This is a genomic window from Massilia sp. BKSP1R2A-1 (assembly GCF_050586525.1).
Taxonomy (GTDB): domain Bacteria; phylum Pseudomonadota; class Gammaproteobacteria; order Burkholderiales; family Burkholderiaceae_D; genus Telluria.
Window position 1 is genome coordinate 1 of the sequence record NZ_JBOBRE010000012.1, and the last position, 21,712, is coordinate 21,712.

Consider the following 21,712-nt stretch of genomic DNA (forward strand, 5'->3'; position numbering starts at 1 on the left):
CCTTCCAATAGCGGCCATATGCCTGGGCGACGTCGGCTGAGGTACGGAAGGGGATGGCGCTGAGCCCCATTCCAGCGGCACGTTCCAGCAGCTGATCGATGCTGCGCGTGATTTCTGCTTCACCCATATTCCGTCGCTCGCGCAGTCGTGCAGCTTCGCGCAGCGTGAAAAACAGGCCGACCTGTTCAGGCTTGAACCGCTCCAGAAGGTAGTTGGTTTCGTCTTTCGGATCGGGCTCCAGGCGACCCAGTTGGACGCCATCGCGGGCCGCGAGCCAGCGGACGAATCCGGATTCGCCGGTTTGCTGGATCGCCTCGTTTCTGTCCTTGGGTACCGGCCTGTTCGGCCCTTCGTAGAAAGCAATGTGGGGACGTTGCGCGTTCCATTGTTTTTCGATTTCAGCGAATTGGGGATCGGCTGGATCGGATGAATGCTGTGCCCCGATATACGTCAGTTGTCCGGTACCGGAGACCAGTGCCACGCGATACTCCGGATTAGCGACTGGCGTCGAATATGGAACTAGGCGTTCGAGGCAAGGATTGGCGGCGGCATTCGTTGCGGCGAAAGCAGCGAGGAGGAGGAGCGTTTTCATGCCGGCAGATTAGCGCCGCGCGCGTTACGCTGCCCAGCCTTTCCGACGAACGGGGCAAAGGGAGGGGTGAAGGGGTACCAGCGCTGACGAATCTTTATTGGAAAGGCGCGGTCCGCGGAGGCATCGGCTCTACTGACTATCGACGACGCATGTCTTTCACCTCGAGTATTTCGGTCACTTCGAGCATGCGTCTGCACGTCCCCATGCTTCCGAACTTCCCCTCTGGTCCGAGTTTGCCGCGAACGATCACATAGGCCGTTCCCCACTTCACGCCGTGTTTGCCAGGCGGGAGCATTGCCTTCGACATGTCCGAATCGATGCACCAGGCTTCGTCCTTTCCATCAGGCGTAAAGACGGAGTTTTCGAAGTTGTAGAAGTACATACCTCGAAAGTCAGGGTCTGTCGAAGCTGGCGCCGCCAATGCGGGTATCGCAAGGAGCGCGAGTGCAAGGGGATAGCAAATGGATGATGTTCTCAATTGAATTCTCCGAAATGCTGGCCGACGAAATCATCCGATGGCGACCTGTCGCGGACGCTGCTGCACTCAGCATACAACAGCTTCTTTGCGTCGAGTTTCGGGCATACCCGCTATATTCGTGTTTCGAACGCGAATGCAAAAAGAAAGGCCACTATGCGAAAGATTTTCCTCCTCGGTGCGATTGCCATCCTGAGCGCGTGCTCCGATAAATCGGCGGCACCTGCGGCGCCAGCCAATACCGCCAGCAGAACTGAAGCGCCTTCCACGCCTGTACACGACAGTCCTGCGCCGACTGCTTCGACACCGGCGCCAGTCCCCGCATCGAATGTCCTCAGTGCAGAGGGAATCGGGGCAATCCGCTTTGGCATGAAGCTGGCCGACGCGGAGCAGGCAGCAGGCAAAGCAACTTTGCCCGAGCCCTTCGATCCGGTCTGCAGCATGGTGCGCTTCGCCTCCTTGCCCAAGCTGCGCTTCATGGTCGAGGAGGGTGTCGTCACGCGTGCGGATGCCGAGCCCGGTGTCGAGAATGCCGCAGGGGTCGCGGTGGGCGACACGCTGGCGCAGGTGCGCGACAAGCATCCCGACGCACAGGTCGGCACGCACAAGTACGACAAGAACGGCCATTACGTGACTTTCCCGAGTTCCGATGGGCGTGGCGCCATCATCCTGGAGGAGTCCGGCGGCAAGGTGACCAAGGTGCGCGCCGGCCTGCAGCCGGCGGTGGCCTACGTCGAAACCTGTGGTTAAGCCGGCGCGTACTTCAGTCGCACAGGGCGACGGCTTTCGTGCGCTGGTCGATCATGACCGTATAGCGCTGAAGGATATGCGCGCCCACGAGCAGTTCAGGAAAGCGCTCCGATACCCGCACCTCCACGCCTGACAGGCGCGCGGAACCGATCATGACGTCCTGATCGAGAACGCCGCGTTTGGTATCGATCCGGGTATTGGTGAGCGTTCCTTGCCCGGCATCCTTCAGCGGAGCGCTTGCCACCTTGTCGTACATCGCCTGCGGCATCACCAGGCTGACGTTTGCACCGGTATCGAGATTGCCTTCCAGCCTGTTCCCGCCGATGGAGACGGGAACGCGAAACGCGCGCTCGTACTTCAGCACCTTGTCACCTGGTGCGGGTAGGGACAGGGCAGGACTGAAGGACAAGGTCTTGGTGGGATAGTCGAGGATCAGCAGGCCATCCGCGAAGAAGTCGCGCCCGAGGATGCCGTAAAAGGCGGCTTCCGGCTTCATGCGGCTTCCATAGTCGCGCGTGATCACTTCGAGCCCTTGCCGCGACAAACCACCCAGCTGCACGGAATCGAGCCGCACCGTATCGACCGTGGCGGACTGCACGCCGTCCGAGGTACTGCTCGTGCCGTGGATCTTCAGGCCCAATGCCGACACCAGGGACTTGTCTGCGCGCCCCAGGCCGCTCGCCCCGGTATCGACGGCAAACCTGAACGGACCGCGCCCATTGACCTGGGCCTGCACGTAGATGCGACCGTCGACCACGTCGAAGGGAACTCGCACCGGAAAGCTGGCGGCCGGCGCCTTCGCCAGCGCGCAGGCCGGTGCTGCGGGAAGTGACTGCGCCGATACGAAACCAGTAGCGCCCAAGCACAGCAGGCACAAGACAGATGAGAAGCGTGCGTACGCGAACATGGCGTCTCCTTGAGGGAAAACGCCAGTTTCCTCGCCCGCTCGTGCAAGCGTCTGCGCTTTGCGACGAATCCATGCCGGGGGCGACGAAACGCCGCCCCCTTCCAATGAAAGAACTAGGCCGCCATCTTCAAGGCCCGCCGCGGATTGCGCCGCTGCAGCAGGTCGAAGCGATCCAGCATCATGACCTTGTCCCACGCCGCCACGAAGTCGCGCACGAACTTCTCCTTCGCGTCGTCGCTCGCATACACCTCGGCCAGCGCGCGCAGTTGCGAGTGCGCGCCGAAGACCAGATCGGCCGCCGTCGCCGTCCAGCGCACCGCGTTTGTCGCCCGATCAAGCCCTTCGTAGATCTTCTCGCCCGACACCGACGGCCGCCATGCCGTGCCCATGTCGAGCAGGTTCGTGAAGAAGTCCGTGCTCAACACGCCCGGCCGGTCCGTGAACACCCCGTGCTGCGTCTGCCCGTGGTTTGCCCCCAGCACCCGCAAGCCCCCCACCAGCACCGTCATCTGCGGCGCGGTGAGTTTCAGCAGGTTGGCCCGGTCCAGCAGGCGGGTCTCGGGCTTGAGCGGATCGTCGGGACGGAAGAAGTTGCGGAAGCCGTCGCCCAGCGGTTCGAGCACCTCGAAGATGTTCTCGTCGGTCTGCTCCTGCGAGGCATCCGTCCGGCCCGGCACGAAGGGAACCGTGACCTGTACGCCGGCCTTCGCGGCCGCATCCTCGACGGCCGCACAACCCGCCAGCACGATCAGGTCGGCCAGCGAGACCTTCTTGCCGCCGGATGCTGCGCCGTTGAAGTCCTGCTGGATGCGTTCCAGCACGGCCAGCACCTGGGCCAGCCGCGCCGGTTCGTTCGATTCCCAATCCTTCTGCGGAGCGAGCCGGATGCGTGCGCCGTTGGCGCCGCCGCGTTTATCGGTGCCGCGGAAGCTTGCCGCCGCGTTCCAGGCGGTAGAGACCAGGTCGGCCGTCGACAGGCTTGATTCCAGGATGGTGCGCTTCAAAGCGGCGATGTCGCCCTCGTCGACCAGCGGATGGTCGACCGGCGGCACCGGATCCTGCCACAACTGCGGTTCCGGCACCCAGGGGCCGAGGTAGCGCGACATTGGCCCCATGTCGCGGTGCAGGAGCTTGAACCAGGCCTTGGCAAAGGCGTCCGCCAGCTCTTCCGGGTGTTCGTGGAAGCGCTTGGCGATCGGGCCGTAGATCGGGTCCATGCGCATCGACAGGTCGGTGGTGAGCATCATGGGTGGATGGCGCTTCGCCGGATCGTGGGCGTCCGGCGGCATGTCCTGCGCTTCCGGATTCTTCGGGGTCCACTGTTTTGCGCCGGCCGGGCTGGTCGTCAGCTCCCATTCGTACTTGAACAGGTTTTCCAGGAAGCCGTTGTCCCACTTGGTGGGGTTGGCGGTCCAGGCGCCCTCCAGGCCGCTGGTGATGGCATGCGGGCCCTTGCCGCTGCCGAATTTGTTCTTCCAGCCCAGGCCCTGGTCTTCGAGCGCCGCGCCTTCCGGTTCGGGCCCGACGTTGCCGACCGCCGGGCCGGCGCCATGGACCTTGCCGAAGGTGTGGCCGCCGACGATCAGCGCCACGGTCTCTTCATCGTTCATCGCCATGCGGGCGAAGGTTTCGCGGATGTCGTGGGCGGCGGCCAGCGGGTCGGGGTTGCCGGCAGGGCCTTCGGGGTTCACGTAGATCAGGCCCATCTGGACGTTGGCGAGCGGTCCGGTGAGTTTGCGGCCTTCGCCGTAGCGCTCGTCGCCCAGCCAGGTGTCTTCCGGGCCCCAGAAGATATCCTCGGGCTCCCAGACGTCGGAGCGGCCGAAGCCGAAGCCGAAGGTCTTGAGGCCCATCGATTCGATGGCGACGTTGCCGGCCAACACCAGCAAATCGGCCCAGGACACGGCCTGGCCGTATTTCTTCTTGATGGGCCAGAGCAGGCGGCGTGCCTTGTCGAGGTTGGCGTTGTCTGGCCAGCTATTGAGCGGCGCAAAGCGTTGCTGGCCCTCGCCGCCGCCGCCGCGGCCGTCGGCGATGCGGTAGGTGCCGGCCGCGTGCCAGCTCATGCGGATGAACAGGGGACCATAGTGGCCGTAGTCGGCCGGCCACCAGTCCTGGGTTTTGGTCATGACCTCGACCAGGTCGCGCTTGAGTGCCTCAGGGTCGAGCTCCTTGAACTGTTCGGCGTAGTCGAATTCTTCTTCGAGCGGACAGGACAGATGGGAATGGGTGTGGAGCACGGAAAGATCCAGCTGGTTCGGCCACCAGTCCTGGTTCCGTCTGGGGCGCCCGACCTTCGGGGTCGGGGCCGGTATTGCCGGGTTTTCGCTTTCACTGACGCTGCGGGTATTGTCCTTGTCTTGCATGTCGGTCTCCATCGGATAGGGGCACGGTGTTGGACTGCTTCAGTCAACAGCACGTTCAGCCTAAGCCACTGTTATCGAGCGGACAATCAAATTAAATCAATGAGGGCGATAGTTTTAGCCAAGAGGAAATGCCCCCTGGCGCAGCCAGCCGCGCACCGTGCGGAAGGTCCATTCCCGCTCCGCGCGCACGTCCTTGCTGGCATCCGAGACCAGCCAGTGCACCACGGCCAGGCCCTGCAGCTGCAGGATGTCGCCGCTGGCGAAATCGACCATCACGAGCGAGGCGCGCGGTTCCAGCAGCAGATTACCCAGGGTATTGAAGTAGCGGTTGCCCCAGTAGTCGGGCACCGTCAGCACCGCCCCGTCCAGGCGCAGGAAACCTGCCTCTCCGCCACGGTGCGAGATGTCGAGCCCGCCCGCGCGCACGGAGGCGCCGCTCGACGTGGCGACAAACATGGTCTCGCAGCGCGCGATCAGCGCCGCGGCTTCGTCCGGCAGCTCGGCCCCGAAGGCCGTCACCAGGCCCGTCTGGCGCGCGACGGGCGCAAGCTGGCGCACGTGAATGTACTTCGGGCAGTTGCCGAAGGACTGGTCGACGTCGACCAGCAGCCCCTGGCCATCCCCCTGCGCGACGACCCCATTGGCCCGGTTGCGCCGGCGGGTGGCGAGGTCGATGCCGAGCATGCCGACGCCGGCGCCGGCGTCGAAGAAGGGGCGGGCCGGGTCGTCCACGTCGGGCAGGGCGGCGATGCGCAGCCGGGCGGCATCGGGCGAACTCACGAAGCCCGGCTCACCGTGCAGGAGTGTCGCCAGCGGCCAGCCGCTCTCGTCCGCCACGCCCACGCACAGGAAGGGGAGCAGGGGAAAGAATTGCCGGTGCTGCTCCGGCATCTGGCTGCGGATGGGGGCGCCGGGCGGCCCGCCGCCGGCGAGCTGCTGGGCGCGCAGCTCGCCGGCGTGGAAGGGTTCGGGGATGCGGTGGTCGAGCATGGCTCAGTTCTCCGGCATGGCGACGAAATGGGGCAGGGCCTGCACGCGGCCGATCCAGGCGAGCACGTTCGGATAGGAATCGAGCCCGATGCCGCCCTCCGGCGCATGCGCGATGTAGGCGTAGCAGGCGATGTCCGCCAGCGTCGGCCGTGCGCCGGCCAGGTAGCCTCCCTTTGCGAGCGAGGCGTCCATGAAGCCCAGCACCTTGTCCGCCAGCTGGCGCATGAGCAGAGGCGGCATGCCGGTGTCGTAGAAGCGCGCCGAGATCCGCGCCCTGGCCGGGCCGAAGGCGATTTCGCCGGCCGCCAGGGACAGCCAGCGCTGGACCTGCGCCGCTTCGACGGGATCCTCGGGCAGCCAGCCGCTGCCGGCCGCGTAGCGCTTGGCCAGGTAGACCAGGATGGCGTTGCTGTCCGCGAGCACGAGCTCGCCGTCCTGCAGCACGGGAATCTGGCCGAGCGGGTTGAGCGCGAGGTACTCGGCGCTCTGGCGCACCGCGCTCGACGCCTCGATGCGCCGGAAGGGCAGTTGCAGGAGGTGCAGGAACAGTTCCACGCGGTGGGTGTGGCCGGACAGCGCGGTCCCGTAGACGGTGATGGATGGAGAGCTCATGTCTGCAATAGAGTGGTTGACGGTGCTTCATCGTAGGCGGGATTGCTGTATTGCGGAATGGGGCATAATGGCAATTCATCCTTCCATACTGCGCAACAATTCATGGACCGTCTGGACGAACTGCAGGTCTTCCTCGCCATCCTCGAGACGGGCAGCATGGCGGCGGCCGCGCACAAGCTGCGGCGCTCCGCATCGAGCGTCACCCGCACCCTGGCGACGCTCGAGGAAAGGGTCGGCACGCGCCTGTTCGAGCGCAGCACGCGGCGGCTCACGGCGACCAGTGAAGGGCTGAGCCTGGCCGATGGGGCGCGGCGCCTGCTGGCGGACTACGACACGGCGATCCGCGAACACGGTTCCACCGCGCCGCGCGGCCTGCTGCGGGTGACCGCGCCGATGGTGTTCGGCCGCCGGCACGTGGCGCCGGTCGTCACGCGCTTCCTGATGCGCTATCCGGACATCCAGGTCGACCTGGTGCTGGCCGACCGCAACGTCGACCTGATCGACAACGGCATCGACGTCGCCCTGCGCATCGGGGCGCTCGACAGCTCCGGGCTGGTGGCGCGCCAGCTGGGCACGGTGCACATGGTGACGCTCGCCAGTCCCGCCTATCTTGCACGGCGCGGCGAGCCGCAAGCGCCCGCGGAGCTGGTTCATCACGAGCTGATCCTGGGCACTGCCGTGCGCGGTCTTGCGGAATGGCGCTACCGGGTGGACGAGCGCGAGCAGGTCGTGCGCTTCACGCCGCGGCTGCAGATGAACGACGTCGAGGGCGTGCTGCATGCGGCGCGCGAAGGCTTCGGGATTGCGCGCGCGCTGTCCTACCAGGCCGCGCCGGATCTGGAGACGGGCAGCTTGACGCGGATACTGACGGCTTGCGAGCCCGGGCCAATTCCTGTGCAGCTCGTCTTCCCGAGCGCCCGCCACATGGCGCGGCGGGTGCGTGCCTTCGTCGATTTCGCGATCGAGGAGTTCGCGCGGCTACCGATGATCCATTGATCGTGTTCAGCGGTGATCTCGACCCTGCGTCAAGACGCGCTGTTTCTCCGGCTCGCCAGCCAGTCGCGGCCGCCGTTGGCCAGGGCGTTGGCGATCACCTCGGGCGGCAGGCTGTAAACGGTGGCCCAGGTGGCGCGTCCGTCGGCTGCATTGGAGGGAAAGCTGCTGGTCTCGATCGGCCAGTGGTATTTGCGCTTCAGCGCCCGCACGATGGCGGCCAGGGTGATGCGGCCGCGCATCGGTTCGGCGCCAGTCTGGTCTTCGTTGGACAGCAGGACGGCAAGGACGGCGCCGCGCGCGGTCATGGGGCCGGGGAAGAGGGGGGATTTTTTGGGCATGGCGGATTCTAGCGCGGCTGTGGCCTCTCATTCGCCTGCAAGGCGCAGCACGCCATCCTTGCCCAGCTCGTATCGGTCGAGATCGCGCGCCAGCGCCAGCGTGCCCTGGTAGTGCGCGCGCGCTTCGCGCTCGATATCCTCGAGGCTCAGCGGCCCATGCCCCGGCCGGTCCTGGTAGCGCGGACTGAAATGCGTCAGCACCAGGTTCGGCACCCCGGCTTCCTGGGCAAAGCGCGCCACCATGGCCGCCGAACTGTGCTGCGGCCCGGGGCCGACCTTCTGCCGGATTTCCTCGGTATAGGTCGCCTCGTGCACCAGCACGTCGGCATCCCGCGCTTCCTCCGCCAGCAGCGAAGGGCTGTCGTTGTCTCCGCCAATGATCACCTTGCGCGATTTGCGCGGCGGCGCCAGGTAATCCTCGGCGACGATCGTGCGTCCGTCCGGCAGTTCCACGTTGCGCCCCTGCTGGATCTCGCCCCAGGCCGGCCCCGAAGCGACGCCGCCGGCGCGCAGCTTGCCGGTGTCGAGGCGGCGCTCGACCAGCGCTTCGGTGAAGCTGTAGGCCCAGCAGTCGATGCGGTGCGACAGTCTGGTCGCGCGCACCCGCAGGTCCGGCAGCACCCCCGCATCGGGCAAGTCCTCGATCGCCACCCACTCGACGGGGTAGGGCAGCTCCAGCTGGGTCGCGGCCATGATGCATTCGGTCATCGGGCGCAGCGGCGCCGGGCCGACGATGGCGAGCGGCTCGCTGCGGTTCAGCATGCCGGCCGTGGCCAGCAGGCCGGGCAGGCCATAGCAGTGGTCGCCGTGCAGGTGGGTGATGAAGATGGCGCGCAGGCTCACCGGCGACAGGCCGGCGCGCTGCAGGCGGTATTGCGTCCCTTCGGCGCAATCGACCAGCGACCAGTGTTTCGCCCCGCTGCTGCGGACCGCAGCCGCCGTCATGTTGCGGCTTCGGGTAGGGGTGCCGGAGGAAGTGCCGAGGAACTGGATTTCCATGGAATCTGATTGCGATGAGGATGCCCTATTATCACGCAATCGCTGCGATGTTTGATTTTTCTCAAACCGCAGGACCCCCTCGACTTGTCTGACGTGACAGGACGGCCGCCATGGAGCGGCTGCCACCATCATCGTTCACGAGGAGGTGTCATGCGCAAGTTCATTGTGCCGATCGCGGCAGCATGCCTGCTGGCCGCACCCTTTGTCGCCAGGGCCGAGTGCAGCCGGCCGGTATCGCGGCTCGCCCTGGTCGATGCGGCCAGGCAGGCAGCTGCTCCGATGGGCGGCAGCGTGGTCGGGCTGTACACGCTGTCGAACGGACAACGGCTGCGGCTGACCGACCACTACGGCGACCTGGTCGCCATCTTCGAAGGGCGCGAGCTGGTCAGGCTGGAAGAGGCGGGCCCCAACCGCTATGCCTCACGCGAAGGCGACGTCCAGCTAAGCTGGGCGTCGCGCGAAGGCGCGATCGAGGTGCACTACACCGCTGACAGCCAGGGGCGCCTGCGGCGCAGTTGCGAATAGCGCTCAGCCGAACATCAGCGACTGGTGGGCGCCGGTGCCGGCCATGGCGCCGTCGGCCACCGCGATCGCCACATTGCCCGCCGCGCGGGCCACATCGCCGCCCGCGTAGACGCCGGGCACGGTGGTCTGCTTCCGCTCGTCGGTGCGGATGAAGCGTCCCGTCGGCCCCTCGTCGAAAGCGCAGCCCAGGCGTTCGGCGAGCGGACTCGCCATGTGGGTGCGGCCATATGTGAACAGGCCCGCCATGGCGACGCGCCGGCCGTCCGCCAGCACCACGGTGGCGGCGTCCTCGATGCGCGCGACCAGGGTTGCTTCGATGGCGGCCACGCCGCGCTGCGCCATGGCGGCGCGCTGATCTTCGCTGGGCTCGAAGCGGCCATTGGTGAACAGGGTCACGCGGCCCCAGTCCGGCAGCATCATGGCCTGGTGGAAGGACAGCTCGCCGCTCGCGAGGATGCCGATGTCGCCCTGCTGCAGCTCGTAGCCGTGGCAGTAGGGGCAGTGGAAGACGCTGCGGCCCCAGCGCTCGGCCAGGCCGGGAATGGCGGGCAGCTCGTCGCGCACGCCGGTGGCGAGCACCAGGCGGCGGCCGTGGACGGGGTCCGCGCCCTCGAGTTCGATGCGAAAGCCATTGCCGTCGGCACGGGCATCCACGGCGGCGCCCGCGTGCCAGCTGACGTTCGGGTAGGCCGCCACATCGTCCTTGCCGGCTTGCGCGATGGCGGCGGCCGGCTGGCCGTCGCGGCCGAGGAAGCCGTGCGAATCCTGGGCGAAGCGGTTGCGGCGCCGGCCGGCGTCGATTACCAGCACGCGGCGGCGGGCGCGCGCCAGTTGCAGGGCGGCCGACAGGCCGGCATAGCTGCCGCCGACGACGATGGCGTCAAAGGTCTCGTTCATGGTGGGCATGGTGGACTCCATGGGTATGCGCATGTTGGTCATAGCGGCGGTTGAACTCGGCCGAGAGGTCGGCCAGCGTGACGTGCCCGAGCTGGCGCATCAGGAGGGCCTCGGCCTCGTCGAACGCTGCGCCGAGCGACGCGTTGACGACCTGTTCGACCAGGCAGCCGGGAGACTCCGTGCGGTTGCCCATCGCGAAGAAGGGTGGGGCGCCCACCGCTTCGTAGATGTCGCGCAGCGTGACCTTCGCCAGGTCGCAGGTGATGCTCCAGCCGCCGCCGTGGCCGCGGTTCGACGCGATGAAACCACGCTCGCGCAGGCCGGCCAGCACGCGGCGCACCAGCACCGGGTTGGTGTCGAGGAAGCGCGCCATGTCTTCCGAGGTCATCGGGTGGTCGCTGTGGGCCAGGTGCAGCAGCACGTGGAGCACCGAGGATAGTTTGCTGTCGCGTCTCATGTAACTCATGATATTACAAATTCGCGCGGCCGTGTGCGCAGGCGGGCGAAACAATCAGCGGGGAGGCAGGTGCAGGGTGGGCAGGACGCGCCACATGTAGAAGCTGACACAGGCGCCGACCAGGCCCAGCAGGGCCGGCACCGGGAGACCTTCGAAGCGGCGCATCCCCAGCAGCAGCGAGCCCCACAGCATCACGGTCGCCACGATCTTGGCCTTGAGCGGAATGCCGCGGCCGGCCTCGAAATTGCGCAGGTATTCGCCGAACACGCGGTGCGAGAGCAGCCAGCCGTGCAGGCGGTCGGAGCCGCGCGCGAAGCACCAGGAGGCCAGCAGCAGGAAGGGTGTGGTCGGCAGCAGGGGCAGGAAGATACCGAGGATGCCCAGCAGCACGGCGATCGCGCCGGCCACGTTGTAGAAGGGTTTCATGATGATGTCACTCTAGCATGCCCGCGACGGGTGAAGCGGTGAAAGAATATTTCACCGGGTGCTTGCAAATGAAACAATGTTTCATCGTTGCTTTGCGGCATCAATTTCGGTAAATCGCAGCTGTTCCGTAAGTTCCATATGGAAACGACAGGTATAATCGTGTCAAATTTGACGGGCGCGATCCATTACTGAGCGGGCGCGAGCATGACGCCCGGCTTCGCCTTCATTCACCGGTTGCCGCAGTCCGCCGTCATGCCTTCGTCCATTTCGCCTTCCACTCGCTCTCCGTCCCGGCGCCCGGGAGACTTCTTCCGCCCGCGCGTGCTGCGCGACCTCGCCATCTACCTTGCCTGCATGCTGCCTATCGTCTGGGGCCTGGTGGCGGTGGAGCAGGCGCGTTTCTCGTCGCTCGCTGAAAGCAGTACCCGGCGCGACCTGCGCAATTACGCGCGCGTGTTCACCGAGGAGGTGCGCGCCACCGTCGGCATGGTCGACCTGTCGCTGCTGCAGCTGCGCTCGACCTGGCTGCGCGACCGCGAGAGCTTCGCCCAGACCGTAGGAGAGCACGCGCGCCACCTGCGCCACCGGGTGCCGATGATCGTCACGGTGGTCGATGCTGCCGGCCGGCTCGTCTATACGAACGCCGGACCTTCGCATACCGGCAGGGACCTGAGCGCCTATGCCGCGTATTATGCCCACCTGGAAGCGAGCGACGACCGATTCTTCAGCGGCCGTCCCGTGGTGTCGCCCCTCACGCACGCCTGGGTGGTCCACTTCAGCCGCGCGATCCGCGACAGGCGGGGCAAGCTGCAGGGCGTGATCGTGGCCGCCGTGTCGCCCGATTATTTCGTGCGTTTCTACGACGACGTGGATCTCGGGCCGAGCGGTTCGGTGTCCCTGATCACGGTCGATGGCGCGGTGATCGCGCGCAGCACCCGGGTCGACCGCCACCGCGGCATCGGCAGCGTCCTGAAAGACAATCCGCACACTGCCCACAGCCCCGTCACGGGAAGCTTCCGGCGCGTCGGCCAGATCGACCAGATCGAGCGCTACTACGCCTGGCACAGGATCCCCGAGTACGGCATGGTGGTGACGGTCGGCCAGGCCGTGCACGATGCGGGCCTGCGCTTCGAGCAACAGCGCGACGTGCTGGCCGGCATTGGAGGAACGGTCTCGCTGCTGCTCACCCTGCTGGGCTGGGCCGCGTTGGCGGCCACCGACCGCCGGCGCCGCGCCCTGAAGGCCCTCGCCGCCGCCGAGCTGCGCTGGAAGCTGGCGCTGAACGCCGCCGGCGACGGCGTCTGGGACTGCGACCTGGTCACGGGCCTGGCGACCCTGTCCTCGCGCGCCCAGCTCATCCTCGACACGGACCGCGCCATCATTTCCCTGTACGGCAGCGCGCTCGACGCGATCGTCCACCCGGACGAGCTGCCGGGTTTGCGCGCCGCGCTGCGCAGCCACCTGGCCGGCCGCAGCGCCGACTTCGCGGTCGAATTCCGGGTGCGCATGAAGCGCGGCGACTGGAGCTGGATCGAGGCGCGCGGCACCGTCAGCGAGCGCGACGAACTGGGCCAGCCGCTGCGCATGGTCGGCACCTTTTCCAACATCGACGTGCGCAAGAACGAGGAGGCGCGCATGCGCCGCATGGCGCACGAGGATGCGCTGACCGGCCTGCCGAACCGCGTGCTGCTGGGCGACCGCCTGCGCCAGGCGATCCGCACCGCCGGCCGCGACGGCCACAAGGCGGCCGTGATCTACTTCGACCTCGACAAGTTCAAGCCCGTCAACGACACCCACGGCCACGCCGCCGGCGACCGCCTGCTGCAGCTGGTGGCGCGCCGCCTGCGCGCCGGCCTGCGCGAGTCCGACACCCTGGCGCGCATCGGCGGCGACGAATTCGTCGTGCTGCTGCCGCGCTGCGCCGGCATCCAGGACGCCGCCATCGTGGCCGACAACATCCTGGCGCAGCTCAACCAGCCTTTCGAGGACGGCGAGCTGACCCACCGCATCTCGGGCAGCCTGGGCATCGCCCTCTATCCGGACGACGGCATGGACGGCGAGGCCCTGCTGCGCAGCGCCGACGGCGCCATGTACGACGCCAAGTCGCACGGCCGCAACCGGGTCGAGAGCTGCCACCGGGACGAAGCATAAACCGCACACCTCGGTGTCAGGTCTGACATTTGGACACGAGCTCAACAATACGCCACGGCTCGCACGCATAACGGCGAACCGATCTGCGAAGAATGAACGTTCTCGAACCTTGCTGAGGCGCTGAAGAACGGGCGCGGCATCGATACAGATGAGGTCGTGTCCGAATGTCAGACCTGACACCCAGGTTTTGATGCAGATGAGGTCGTGTCCGGATGTCAGACCTGACACCCAGGTTTGGATGTGGCCCGGATTTACCGGCTTTGTTGCGGCTCGGCTACCCCGTCCGACACGGCGCGCGCCGTCACCGCGACGTGGCGCGGCAGGTACAGGGTCACCGTCGTGCCCTTGCCCGGTTCGCTGGCCAGGCGGATGTCGCCGCCGCTCTGGCGCGCGAAGCCGTGCGCCATCGACAGGCCCAGGCCCGTGCCCTTGCCTTCGGGCTTGGTGGTGAAGAAGGGCTCGAAGACGTGTTCCATCACCTCCGGCGGCATGCCGTGCCCGGTGTCGCTCACTGCCACCGTGACGTAGTCGCCGGGCGCCAGCATGGGGTCGTTCGCGACCGTGACGTTGTCGAGGGCCAGGCGCACGCTGCCGCTGCCGTCCATGGCGTCGCGCGCATTGATGACCAGGTTGAGCAGCACGTTCTCCAGCTGGTTCGGATCGACCAGGGTCGGCCACAGCGCGGGCGGGGCGCTTTTCTCGACGCTGATGCCGTCCCCCGCGGCGCGCAGCACCAGGCTGTCCATGCGCGCCAGCAGTTCGTCGACGTGGACCTCGCTCGGATGCAGCGGCTGGCGGCGGGCAAAGGCGAGCAGCTGGCCGGCCAGCTTGGACCCGCGCTCGACCGCATCCAGGATGCTGAGCAGGCGCTTGCGCTTGCCTTCATCGAGGCGGCCGGCGCGCAGCATCAGCTGCACGTTGGCGCTGATGATGTGCAGGATGTTGTTGAAGTCGTGCGCCACGCCGCCCGTCAGCTTGCCGACCGCTTCCAGTTTCTGGGCGCGCGCCAGCGCCTGGCGGGCTTCGTCGAGGCGCTGCTGGCGCTGCTGTTCGCGTTGCAAGGCTTCGCGCCGCGCGCTGATGTCGCGCACGAAGACCGTGGCCCCGAAGCGCTCGCCGATCGGAAGCACCGCCACGCTCAGCTCCACGGGGATCTCGCGGCCCTGGCGGTCGACGACGTCCAGTTCGGTGGGGCCGCCCAGCAGGCGGCAGGCGCCGCTGGCGGAAAAGCGCGTGTAGCCCTCGCGGAAAGGCGCGCGTGCGCCCGGCGGCAACAGGTCTTCGGCGCCGCGGCCGATCGCCTCGCGCGGATTCCAGCCGAACAGGCGCGTGGCCTGGGCGTTCCAGTCGGTGATGCGCCCGCCCGCGTCGAGCGCCAGGAAGGCGTCGTGGGTGTGCTCGAGGATGACCTGGATGCGCTGGCGCTCGGCGGCGACCTGGTCGTGCGACTGGCGCAGCTCCAGGGTCATGGACCGGGCCAGCAGCAGGGCGCGGCGGCGCGAGCTGGCCAGCAGCCACACCACCACGCTCAGCAGGAAACTCAGGCTGATGCCGGTGAGCGCGATCAGGCGCGGGCGGGTGGTGTCGAGGCTGTTCTCGAAGGCGGGGCTGGAACGCATCATGATGGTCCAGGTGCGCCCGCCCGGCAGGATCTGGGCGCTGGCCTTGAGCCGGGGCGTGCGCATCGGCGCGGCTTTCGCGGAGCGGTAGAGCAGGGTGGTTTCTCCCTTCGGATCGCCGTCGTGGATCTCGATGTCGAGGTCGAGCGAGTGGGCGCCGCCCAGGCCCCGCATCAGGTCGTTCATGCGGAAGGGCGCGTAGACCCAGCCGACCAGGGCGGCGCGGCGCTGCTCGACGGTGCCGGAGAGCATGCCGGCGCGGTAGACCGGCAGGTACATCAGGGCGCCGGACTGGCGCGCGCCCTGGCCTTCCTGCACCAGCACCACCTTGCCGCTCAGGGCCGCCAGGCCGCTGTCGCGTGCGCGCTCCATCGCCGCGCGGCGCACCGGTTCGCTGTACATGTCGAAGCCGAAGGCGCGCAGGTTGCGGTCCGTAAAGGGTTCGATGTGGGTGATGGCGGTCAGCACCGGGCGCTGGCCGGGCGGCGTGACGCGGTAGCCCGGGAAACCTTCGCGCCGCAGCGCGGCCTCGTGGGCGGCCAGCTGCCCCGGCGGGACGAGGGTAGCGATGCCGAGCGCCTCCATGCCCGGGAAGGACTGGTCCAGGCGCAGCAGGGCATAGTACCTGGCCCAGTCGCCGCGCTCGAGCGCCACCGAGCCGCGCAGGTAGCCGCGCGCGCCGCGCAGCACCTGCTCGTAGACCGCCATGCGGCGGCTGATGCCGACCACCATGTCGCGGGTGCGGTAGTCGAAGGTTTCGACCATCTGCGCCTCGGCGGCGTGCCTGGCGCTGCTCCACGCGAAAAAGGTCACGAGCAGGGTCACCAGGCCCACCAGCATGGCCAGCAGCAGCGGCAGCTGCCCGGAATCGGGCGGGGTGCTGCGGCTGGTGGAGGCGGACTGGGTGGCGGGCATGCTTCGATACGCGCGGCGGCGCTGTGGCGGCGGGTTGATCGGAAACGCGCGGAAAGCGGTAGCATACGCATCCCTGCTGTGTCGGGGCGCACGCCACTTTGCGTGTTTAGCAACGGCATTATCGCCTAAAATTGACTCAATGCAACTTTTTACGCTTCCCTTCCTGCAGCGCCACTGGCCGCTGGCGGCCCTGTCGGGCGCCCTCGCCCTGGCCCTGCTGTGGGGCGCGCTGTGGCCGGTGCGCGGCGACAGCCATGAGGTGCTGCTGGACTTTCCGCCGGGCGGGCGCGGCGTGCCGCTCGAGGTGCGCCTGACCGCGGGCGTGCAGGATGTGTTGCTGCTGCGTAACCGCAGCGGGAAGCCGCTGGTGTTCGGGCCCTTGCAGCTTGCCCCCGGCGCCCAGTACCGCCTGCCTTTCGAGGAAGAAGGCGAGCAGGCGGTCCCGGTGCCGGTCCTGCCAGGCGGCCTGCTGCGGGTGCGGGTGGTGCGCTTGCCCGACCCGGGCTGGGACCGCCTGCGCTGGCGCCTCGGCAACCTGGGCAGCGCGATCCGCCACCTGCCGCTGCAGGGCCCGGACTGAGGCGCACCAAGGCGCCAATCGTGCTCCCCGCCCCCCTGCGATTCTGTCATCATGGGCATCATGTCGACGATTTCCATGCCCTTGTTCCCGCTCAGTACGGTACTGTTCCCGGACGGGGTGCTGCCGCTGCAGGTGTTCGAGGTGCGCTACCTCGACATGATCAGCCGCTGCCTCACCGAGGACACGCCCTTCGGGGTGGTGCTGCTGACCCAGGGGCGCGAGGTGCGCCAGCCGGAGGGCGAGCCCGAACGTTTCGTCGCGGCCGGCACCATCGCGTCCGTCACCGAGACCGCCGCCACCACGCCGGGCCTGCTGCAGGTCCTGTGCCGCGGCGGCTCGCGCTTTTCCGTCGTTACCGCCGAGCAGCGCCTGAACGGCCTCTGGATGGCCGAGGCCGAGCTGGTCGAGGATGACCACGAAGTCCGCATCCCCTCCGAACTGCAGGGCGCGTCCGACGCCCTCGACCGGGTGCTGAACTCGCTGCACGACGTACCGCAGCACCGCTGGCCGGTGCAGCCGCCGTTCCGGCTGGACGACTGCGGCTGGGTCGCCAACCGCTGGTGTGAACTGCTGCCCTTGCCCAACCGGCAAAAGCACAATATGCTCATGCTGGACAACCCCGTGATCCGGCTCGAATTGCTGCACGACGTCCTCGACGAGCACGGCCTGATCACTTCCTAGCAGGGAGATGCGGCGGCCATGAAATTCTCGGACGACCTCCTGATCGCCTACATCCACGGTGAGCTGGCCGAGCCGGCGCGCGCGGCGGTCGAGCGCGCCATGCACGCCGACCCCATCCTCGCAGCCCGCATCGCCCAGCACCGCAGGAGCGACGCCCGCGCCCACATCTTCAGCGTCTCGGCCAACGGCCACCACGACGGCGGCCACCCGCAGCGCCAGCTGCCGCCCCAGGGCGCCAAGGTGGTGCACCTGGACGCCATCCGCCCGGGACGCCCGATGCCGCCACCGCCGCCGCAGCGGAGCGGCTGGTCCCCGCGCCACTGGCTGGCCGTGGGCGGCGCCCTGGTCACCGGGCTGGTGGCCGGCGCCCTCGGCTGGCAGCAGCTGCAACCCTCGCCCAGCCTGGTGATGCTGGTGGCCAGCGACGGCGCCCTGGTCGCGCGCGGTCGCCTGGTCGACGCGCTGGGCGACCAGCTGGCCAGCCCCGGCCCGGCGGAATCCGGCGTGCGCATCGGCGTCACCTTCGTGTCGAAGGACGGCAGTTATTGCCGCAGCTTCGTGGTCGACACCAGCGCCGGCCTCGCCTGCCGCAGCAATGGACGCTGGACGATTCCCGTGCTGGCCCAGGCGCCGGCCGGCGCCGCCTACCTCGACGGCAGCGTGCCGCCGCCGGCGGTGCAGGCCGCGATCGACGGGCGCATCGTCGGTTCCGCCCTCGATGCGCAGGCGGAGCGGGCGGCCCAGCAGCGTGGCTGGACGCCATGATCCTGTCATGTGCCTGAGCAAGAATTGTCGGGATGGCCACCCCTGGGAAAAACCGGTCGTCAACAGGACTTTATATACAGTGGGGTGGATTTGAGGTATCGTGTCACCCGCTAAAGTGCCTCTACCTCCGCGCGCCCGTACCCCGGCGCCTCCGCGGTCATGCGGTCCGGTCGCCGGCCGCCGTCTCCCCAGGAAGCTTCCCGCGCAGGCGCAACCGTGCCTGCGGGCGTTGCCGTAGAGCTAACGAAATACTGTCGAAGAAGAAAATGTCTGATACCCAGAATATCCCAGCCACCGCAGAACCGGTCGACAACATGCCGATGAGCGAGGACCTGCCGGTCGTCCAGGTTGCCGCCGACGAGGCGCCGACCGTGCGCTTCGCCGATCTCGGCCTGGCGCCGGAAATCCTGCGCGCGCTGAGCGACCAGGGCTATGTGCACCCGACCCCGATCCAGGCCCAGGCCATCCCGCTGGTGCTGCAGGGCCGCGACGTCATGGGCGCCGCCCAGACCGGCACCGGCAAGACCGCCGGCTTCTCGCTGCCGATCATCCAGCTCCTGATGGCCCACGCCAACAGCAGCATGTCGCCTGCGCGCCACCCGGTGCGCGCCCTGGTGCTGACCCCGACCCGCGAACTGGCGGTGCAGGTGGCCGACAACGTCAAGGCCTACGCCAAGCACACCCCGCTGCGCTCGACCGTCGTGTTCGGCGGCATGGACATGAAGGGCCAGACCGTGGTCCTGAAGGGCGGCGTCGAGATCGTCATCGCCACCCCGGGCCGCCTGCTGGATCACGTCGAGCAGAAGAACATCAGCCTGGGCCAGGTGCAGATGCTGGTCATGGACGAAGCCGACCGCATGCTCGACATGGGCTTCCTGCCGGACCTGCAGCGCATCATCAACCTGCTGCCGAAACAGCGCCAGAACCTGATGTTCTCGGCCACCTTCTCGCCGGAGATCAAGAAGCTGGCGAACAGCTTCCTGAACAAGCCGGTGCTGATCGAAGTCGCGCGCAGCAACGCGACCGCCGACAAGGTCACCCAGACCGTCTACAAGGTCGACGAGGAGCTCAAGCGCGACGTGGTCGAGCACATCATCCGCGAACGCAAGCTCAAGCAGGTGATCGTATTCTCGAACACCAAGATCGGCGCCTCGCGCCTGTCGCGCCACCTGGAGCAGAAGGGCATCAAGGCTTCGGCGATCCACGGCGACAAGACCCAGCAGGAGCGCATGGCCGCCCTCGACGCCTTCAAGGGCGGCGCGGTCGAAGTGCTGGTGGCGACCGACGTGGCCGCGCGCGGCCTCGACATCTCGGACCTGCCCTGCGTGATCAACTACGACCTGCCCTACAACGCGGAAGACTACGTGCACCGCATCGGCCGCACCGGCCGTGCCGGCGCCTCGGGCGATGCGCTGTCGGTGTATTCGGACAAGGACGAGCGCCTGCTGGCGGACATCGAGAAGCTGATCAAGCAGACCATCCCGCGCGGCGAGCTGGCCGGCTTCGTGGCGCCTTCCAGCCGTTCGCGCGAAGGTTCGCGCGAGGGCGGCCGCGACTTCGGCGGCGAGCGCCGCGGCCGCCGCGAGGAAGCCCCCGCACGCGGTGGCGAGCGCGGCGAGCGTCCCGCGCGCGGCGGCTACAACGCGGGCTACAGCCCGACGCCGCGCCGCGAGAAGGTCGACCCGTGGTTCCTCAAGCCCTACGAGCCCTCGACGGCGGCGCGCCGCGAGACCGTGACGGCATCGGCCGCGCCGGCGAAGGGGGGCAAGCAGAAGCTGGCCTTCCTGCTCGGCGGCGGTCCGCGTACCAGCGTTTGATGTGGTAGGGTGGTCGGCGAAGCCGACCACCCTACCGATTCCGTTTCGGGATCGATCAGGCTGCGCGGCGCCCGTGCAGCGCCATATACACCCGGTCCAGCAGTTCCTGGTGGTCATACGGCTTGGCCAGCACCTCCAGCGCCTGGCCCTGCGAGCCGCGCGCCGGCAGTTCGTCCATATACCCCGTGGTGACCAGCACCGGCATGCCCGGGCGCGCTTCGTGCACCTTCTCGATCAGCTGCAGTCCGTTCATCCCGCCCGGCATGATGACGTCGGTGAACAGCAGGTCCACCGATTCCCGTTCCAGCAGCGCCAGCGCCGTTTCGCCGCTGGGCGCCGATACCACCTCGTAGTCCGCCGCCGCCAGCATGGCTTCGGCCAGCTCGCGCACGTCCTCATTGTCTTCCACCACCAGGATGCGGCATTTGCGCCCGGCTTCGGCGGCCGCGCTGGCGAGGTCCGGGCCGCCGGCGTCCTCGTCCCGGGCATGCCGGCTCACGGGGAAGATCATGCGCACCCGGGTGCCGCGGCCGGGCTCGCTGTCGATCTCGAGCCGTCCATGCGACTGCTGCACGAAGCCGTGCACCATCGCCAGGCCCAGGCCGGTGCCCAGGCCCTTGGTGGTGAAGAAGGGTTCGGTGGCGCGCCTGGCCACCTCCGGCGTCATGCCTTCGCCTTCGTCCAGCACGCAGATCGACACGTAGTCGCCCGGCGGCAGGCGGGAGGCGGCGCGGCGCGTTTCGTTCACGACGGCGGTGCCTACCGTCACCGTGCCGCCCTGGGGCATGGCGTCGCGCGCATTGATGACGACGTTCAGCAGCGCCATCTCGAGGTAGGTCGGGTCGAGCGAGCAGGCCGGCAGGCCGGGCTTGAGCTCCAGGCGCAGCTCGACCTTGTCGCCGAGCGTGCGCACCAGCATGTCCGAGAACTCGACCACCAGGCCGTTCAGGCTGACCTGCTTCTGCTCGAGGCGCTGCTTGCGCGCAAAGCTCAGGAGCTGCTGGGTGAGTTTGCCGGCCTGCATGGTGGCGCGCTGGGCGCGCCGGATCGGTTCGCCCGCCGGAGTCTTGCCGGCCGTGAGGCTGGCCAGTTCCAGGTTGCCGTTGATGACCTGCAGCAGGTTGTTGAAATCGTGGGCCATGCCGGCCGAGAGCTGGCCGATCGCCTCCATCTTCTGCGCCTGCAGGTTCGATTCGAGCATGTTGCGGCGCTCGGTGATGTCCATCTGCGAGGCGAAGAAGTAGAGCAGCTTGCCCTGCCGGTCGAAGATCGGGCCGATGAAGAGGGCGTTCCAGAACGGCTCGCCGTCGGCCTTGTAGTTCAGCAGGTCGACCGAGACGGCGCGCTGCTCCTGCAGCGCCTTGCGCACCTCGGCGACGGTGGCGCGGTCGGAGTCCGGGCCCTGCAGGAAGCGGCAGTTGCGTCCCAGGACGTCTTCCTGCCTGTAGCCGGTGAGGTCGAGGAAGGCGCCGTTCACGAACACGATCGGATTGTCTTCCTGGTTGGGATCGGTGACGACCATGGGCATGCGGGTCATCTCGACGGCGGCGAAGAAGATGTTGCCGCGGTCATCCAGGCCCTTGCGGCCGATGTAGCTGGCCTGCCAGTGGTTGATGCCGGGACCGCCGGCCGGATTGACGGCATTGCCCTCGACTTCGCCGCGCGCCTGTACGCCCGCGCTCTGGCCGCCGCCCTGTACGTCGAGCGGCCTGTCGAGGTGTTCGTCCTTGTCCTGTCCGGTTGCCATCGGGAGATCCTGGAAAGCGCGGCCATGCCGCAGCCTGCCGGAGGTAGGCTAGAGGCGCAGGCCTGTCATGGCTTTACTCTACCCGGCGGACCCGTCTTACTCCGTTC

The 21,712-nt window shown here is 67.8% G+C and carries 20 protein-coding genes; 8 read left to right on the plus strand and 12 right to left on the minus strand.

Annotated elements, in window-relative coordinates; genetic code table 11:
• Window positions 1-592: hypothetical protein (locus ACQ7JA_RS17885; protein ID WP_430900144.1), on the minus strand; the 592-nt coding region annotated here is incomplete at its 3' end.
• Between the two features lie 844 nt (window positions 593-1,436).
• Here ACQ7JA_RS17885 and ACQ7JA_RS17890 point away from each other — a divergent pair.
• Entirely contained in the window at window positions 1,437-1,817 is a 381-nt protein-coding gene (locus ACQ7JA_RS17890) for a hypothetical protein (protein ID WP_430900146.1), read from the plus strand.
• Between the two features lie 13 nt (window positions 1,818-1,830).
• Here ACQ7JA_RS17890 and ACQ7JA_RS17895 read toward each other — a convergent pair whose 3' ends face one another.
• The 4 genes from ACQ7JA_RS17895 to ACQ7JA_RS17910 all read right to left on the minus strand — a co-directional run bounded on the left by ACQ7JA_RS17895 (window position 1,831) and on the right by ACQ7JA_RS17910 (window position 6,692).
• Window positions 1,831-2,724: an aspartyl protease family protein gene (locus ACQ7JA_RS17895; RefSeq protein WP_430900148.1), complete on the minus strand. Its 894-nt coding sequence runs from the start codon at window positions 2,722-2,724 to the stop codon at window positions 1,831-1,833.
• Between the two features lie 113 nt (window positions 2,725-2,837).
• Complete coding sequence (gene katG / locus ACQ7JA_RS17900; protein ID WP_430900150.1) at window positions 2,838-5,090, minus strand: catalase/peroxidase HPI; 2,253 nt, start codon at window positions 5,088-5,090, stop codon at window positions 2,838-2,840.
• Between the two features lie 114 nt (window positions 5,091-5,204).
• On the minus strand, window positions 5,205-6,080 hold the full coding sequence (locus ACQ7JA_RS17905; protein ID WP_430900152.1) for a pyridoxamine 5'-phosphate oxidase family protein: 876 nt from the start codon (window positions 6,078-6,080) through the stop codon (window positions 5,205-5,207).
• Between the two features lie 3 nt (window positions 6,081-6,083).
• On the minus strand, window positions 6,084-6,692 hold the full coding sequence (locus tag ACQ7JA_RS17910) for a glutathione S-transferase family protein (RefSeq protein WP_430900154.1): 609 nt from the start codon (window positions 6,690-6,692) through the stop codon (window positions 6,084-6,086).
• 102 nt (window positions 6,693-6,794) lie between these two features.
• Between ACQ7JA_RS17910 and ACQ7JA_RS17915 the strand changes: the two genes are divergently transcribed.
• Complete coding sequence (locus ACQ7JA_RS17915; RefSeq protein WP_430900156.1) at window positions 6,795-7,688, plus strand: LysR family transcriptional regulator; 894 nt, start codon at window positions 6,795-6,797, stop codon at window positions 7,686-7,688.
• Window positions 7,689-7,717: 29 nt separating this feature from the next.
• Here ACQ7JA_RS17915 and ACQ7JA_RS17920 read toward each other — a convergent pair whose 3' ends face one another.
• Both ACQ7JA_RS17920 and ACQ7JA_RS17925 read right to left on the minus strand, forming a co-directional pair.
• Window positions 7,718-8,026: a hypothetical protein gene (locus ACQ7JA_RS17920; RefSeq protein WP_430900158.1), complete on the minus strand. Its 309-nt coding sequence runs from the start codon at window positions 8,024-8,026 to the stop codon at window positions 7,718-7,720.
• Between the two features lie 27 nt (window positions 8,027-8,053).
• A complete protein-coding gene (locus tag ACQ7JA_RS17925; protein WP_430900160.1) occupies window positions 8,054-9,025 on the minus strand; it encodes a ribonuclease Z in 972 nt (323 codons plus the stop codon).
• Window positions 9,026-9,175: 150 nt separating this feature from the next.
• Here ACQ7JA_RS17925 and ACQ7JA_RS17930 point away from each other — a divergent pair, with 150 nt between their 5' ends.
• On the plus strand, window positions 9,176-9,550 hold the full coding sequence (locus ACQ7JA_RS17930; protein WP_430900162.1) for a hypothetical protein: 375 nt from the start codon (window positions 9,176-9,178) through the stop codon (window positions 9,548-9,550).
• 3 nt (window positions 9,551-9,553) lie between these two features.
• Here ACQ7JA_RS17930 and ACQ7JA_RS17935 read toward each other — a convergent pair whose 3' ends face one another.
• The 3 genes from ACQ7JA_RS17935 to ACQ7JA_RS17945 are packed head-to-tail and all read right to left on the minus strand — an operon-like array spanning window position 9,554 to window position 11,330.
• On the minus strand, window positions 9,554-10,456 hold the full coding sequence (locus tag ACQ7JA_RS17935; RefSeq protein ID WP_430900164.1) for an NAD(P)/FAD-dependent oxidoreductase: 903 nt from the start codon (window positions 10,454-10,456) through the stop codon (window positions 9,554-9,556).
• Window positions 10,431-10,904, minus strand: a complete 474-nt coding sequence (locus ACQ7JA_RS17940) for an RrF2 family transcriptional regulator (RefSeq protein ID WP_430900431.1) — start codon at window positions 10,902-10,904, stop codon at window positions 10,431-10,433. Before ACQ7JA_RS17940 ends, ACQ7JA_RS17935 begins: the two co-directional genes overlap by 26 nt.
• A gap of 54 nt (window positions 10,905-10,958) precedes the next feature.
• On the minus strand, window positions 10,959-11,330 hold the full coding sequence (locus tag ACQ7JA_RS17945; protein ID WP_430900166.1) for a YbaN family protein: 372 nt from the start codon (window positions 11,328-11,330) through the stop codon (window positions 10,959-10,961).
• A 252-nt stretch (window positions 11,331-11,582) separates the two neighbouring features.
• On the opposite strand from ACQ7JA_RS17945, the gene ACQ7JA_RS17950 reads away from it, so the two are divergent.
• Window positions 11,583-13,481 (plus strand): diguanylate cyclase domain-containing protein, encoded by a 1,899-nt coding sequence (locus ACQ7JA_RS17950; RefSeq protein ID WP_430900168.1) that lies wholly within the window; start codon window positions 11,583-11,585, stop codon window positions 13,479-13,481.
• 251 nt (window positions 13,482-13,732) lie between these two features.
• On the opposite strand, the gene ACQ7JA_RS17955 is transcribed toward ACQ7JA_RS17950, so the two are convergent.
• Window positions 13,733-16,015: a CHASE domain-containing protein gene (locus tag ACQ7JA_RS17955; protein ID WP_430900170.1), complete on the minus strand. Its 2,283-nt coding sequence runs from the start codon at window positions 16,013-16,015 to the stop codon at window positions 13,733-13,735.
• 139 nt (window positions 16,016-16,154) lie between these two features.
• Here ACQ7JA_RS17955 and ACQ7JA_RS17960 point away from each other — a divergent pair, with 139 nt between their 5' ends.
• The 4 genes from ACQ7JA_RS17960 to ACQ7JA_RS17975 all read left to right on the plus strand — a co-directional run bounded on the left by ACQ7JA_RS17960 (window position 16,155) and on the right by ACQ7JA_RS17975 (window position 19,858).
• Window positions 16,155-16,595, plus strand: a complete 441-nt coding sequence (locus ACQ7JA_RS17960) for a hypothetical protein (RefSeq protein WP_430900172.1) — start codon at window positions 16,155-16,157, stop codon at window positions 16,593-16,595.
• A 60-nt stretch (window positions 16,596-16,655) separates the two neighbouring features.
• Entirely contained in the window at window positions 16,656-17,276 is a 621-nt protein-coding gene (locus tag ACQ7JA_RS17965) for an LON peptidase substrate-binding domain-containing protein (RefSeq protein WP_430900174.1), read from the plus strand.
• Between the two features lie 18 nt (window positions 17,277-17,294).
• Entirely contained in the window at window positions 17,295-18,041 is a 747-nt protein-coding gene (locus ACQ7JA_RS17970; RefSeq protein ID WP_430900176.1) for a hypothetical protein, read from the plus strand.
• Window positions 18,042-18,361: 320 nt separating this feature from the next.
• Window positions 18,362-19,858: a DEAD/DEAH box helicase gene (locus ACQ7JA_RS17975; RefSeq protein ID WP_430900433.1), complete on the plus strand. Its 1,497-nt coding sequence runs from the start codon at window positions 18,362-18,364 to the stop codon at window positions 19,856-19,858.
• A gap of 55 nt (window positions 19,859-19,913) precedes the next feature.
• Here ACQ7JA_RS17975 and ACQ7JA_RS17980 read toward each other — a convergent pair whose 3' ends face one another.
• Window positions 19,914-21,605 carry a response regulator gene (locus tag ACQ7JA_RS17980; protein ID WP_430900178.1) on the minus strand — a complete coding sequence of 564 codons (1,692 nt, stop codon included), beginning with the start codon at window positions 21,603-21,605 and terminating at the stop codon, window positions 19,914-19,916.
• Between the last annotated feature and the right edge of the window lie 107 nt (window positions 21,606-21,712).

Bases quoted from the DNA above. Each gene is read 5' to 3' on its own strand.
- ACQ7JA_RS17890 (WP_430900146.1), top strand. From the start codon at position 1,437: ATGAAGCTGGCCGACGCGGAGCAGGCAGCAGGCAAAGCAACTTTGCCC.
- ACQ7JA_RS17895 (WP_430900148.1), bottom strand. From the start codon at position 2,724: ATGTTCGCGTACGCACGCTTCTCATCTGTCTTGTGCCTGCTGTGCTTG.
- katG (WP_430900150.1), bottom strand. From the start codon at position 5,090: ATGCAAGACAAGGACAATACCCGCAGCGTCAGTGAAAGCGAAAACCCG.
- ACQ7JA_RS17905 (WP_430900152.1), bottom strand. From the start codon at position 6,080: ATGCTCGACCACCGCATCCCCGAACCCTTCCACGCCGGCGAGCTGCGC.
- ACQ7JA_RS17910 (WP_430900154.1), bottom strand. From the start codon at position 6,692: ATGAGCTCTCCATCCATCACCGTCTACGGGACCGCGCTGTCCGGCCAC.
- ACQ7JA_RS17915 (WP_430900156.1), top strand. From the start codon at position 6,795: ATGGACCGTCTGGACGAACTGCAGGTCTTCCTCGCCATCCTCGAGACG.
- ACQ7JA_RS17920 (WP_430900158.1), bottom strand. From the start codon at position 8,026: ATGCCCAAAAAATCCCCCCTCTTCCCCGGCCCCATGACCGCGCGCGGC.
- ACQ7JA_RS17925 (WP_430900160.1), bottom strand. From the start codon at position 9,025: ATGGAAATCCAGTTCCTCGGCACTTCCTCCGGCACCCCTACCCGAAGC.
- ACQ7JA_RS17930 (WP_430900162.1), top strand. From the start codon at position 9,176: ATGCGCAAGTTCATTGTGCCGATCGCGGCAGCATGCCTGCTGGCCGCA.
- ACQ7JA_RS17935 (WP_430900164.1), bottom strand. From the start codon at position 10,456: ATGCCCACCATGAACGAGACCTTTGACGCCATCGTCGTCGGCGGCAGC.
- ACQ7JA_RS17940 (WP_430900431.1), bottom strand. From the start codon at position 10,904: ATGAGACGCGACAGCAAACTATCCTCGGTGCTCCACGTGCTGCTGCAC.
- ACQ7JA_RS17945 (WP_430900166.1), bottom strand. From the start codon at position 11,330: ATGAAACCCTTCTACAACGTGGCCGGCGCGATCGCCGTGCTGCTGGGC.
- ACQ7JA_RS17950 (WP_430900168.1), top strand. From the start codon at position 11,583: ATGCCTTCGTCCATTTCGCCTTCCACTCGCTCTCCGTCCCGGCGCCCG.
- ACQ7JA_RS17955 (WP_430900170.1), bottom strand. From the start codon at position 16,015: ATGCCCGCCACCCAGTCCGCCTCCACCAGCCGCAGCACCCCGCCCGAT.
- ACQ7JA_RS17960 (WP_430900172.1), top strand. From the start codon at position 16,155: ATGCAACTTTTTACGCTTCCCTTCCTGCAGCGCCACTGGCCGCTGGCG.
- ACQ7JA_RS17965 (WP_430900174.1), top strand. From the start codon at position 16,656: ATGTCGACGATTTCCATGCCCTTGTTCCCGCTCAGTACGGTACTGTTC.
- ACQ7JA_RS17970 (WP_430900176.1), top strand. From the start codon at position 17,295: ATGAAATTCTCGGACGACCTCCTGATCGCCTACATCCACGGTGAGCTG.
- ACQ7JA_RS17975 (WP_430900433.1), top strand. From the start codon at position 18,362: ATGAGCGAGGACCTGCCGGTCGTCCAGGTTGCCGCCGACGAGGCGCCG.
- ACQ7JA_RS17980 (WP_430900178.1), bottom strand. From the start codon at position 21,605: ATGGCAACCGGACAGGACAAGGACGAACACCTCGACAGGCCGCTCGAC.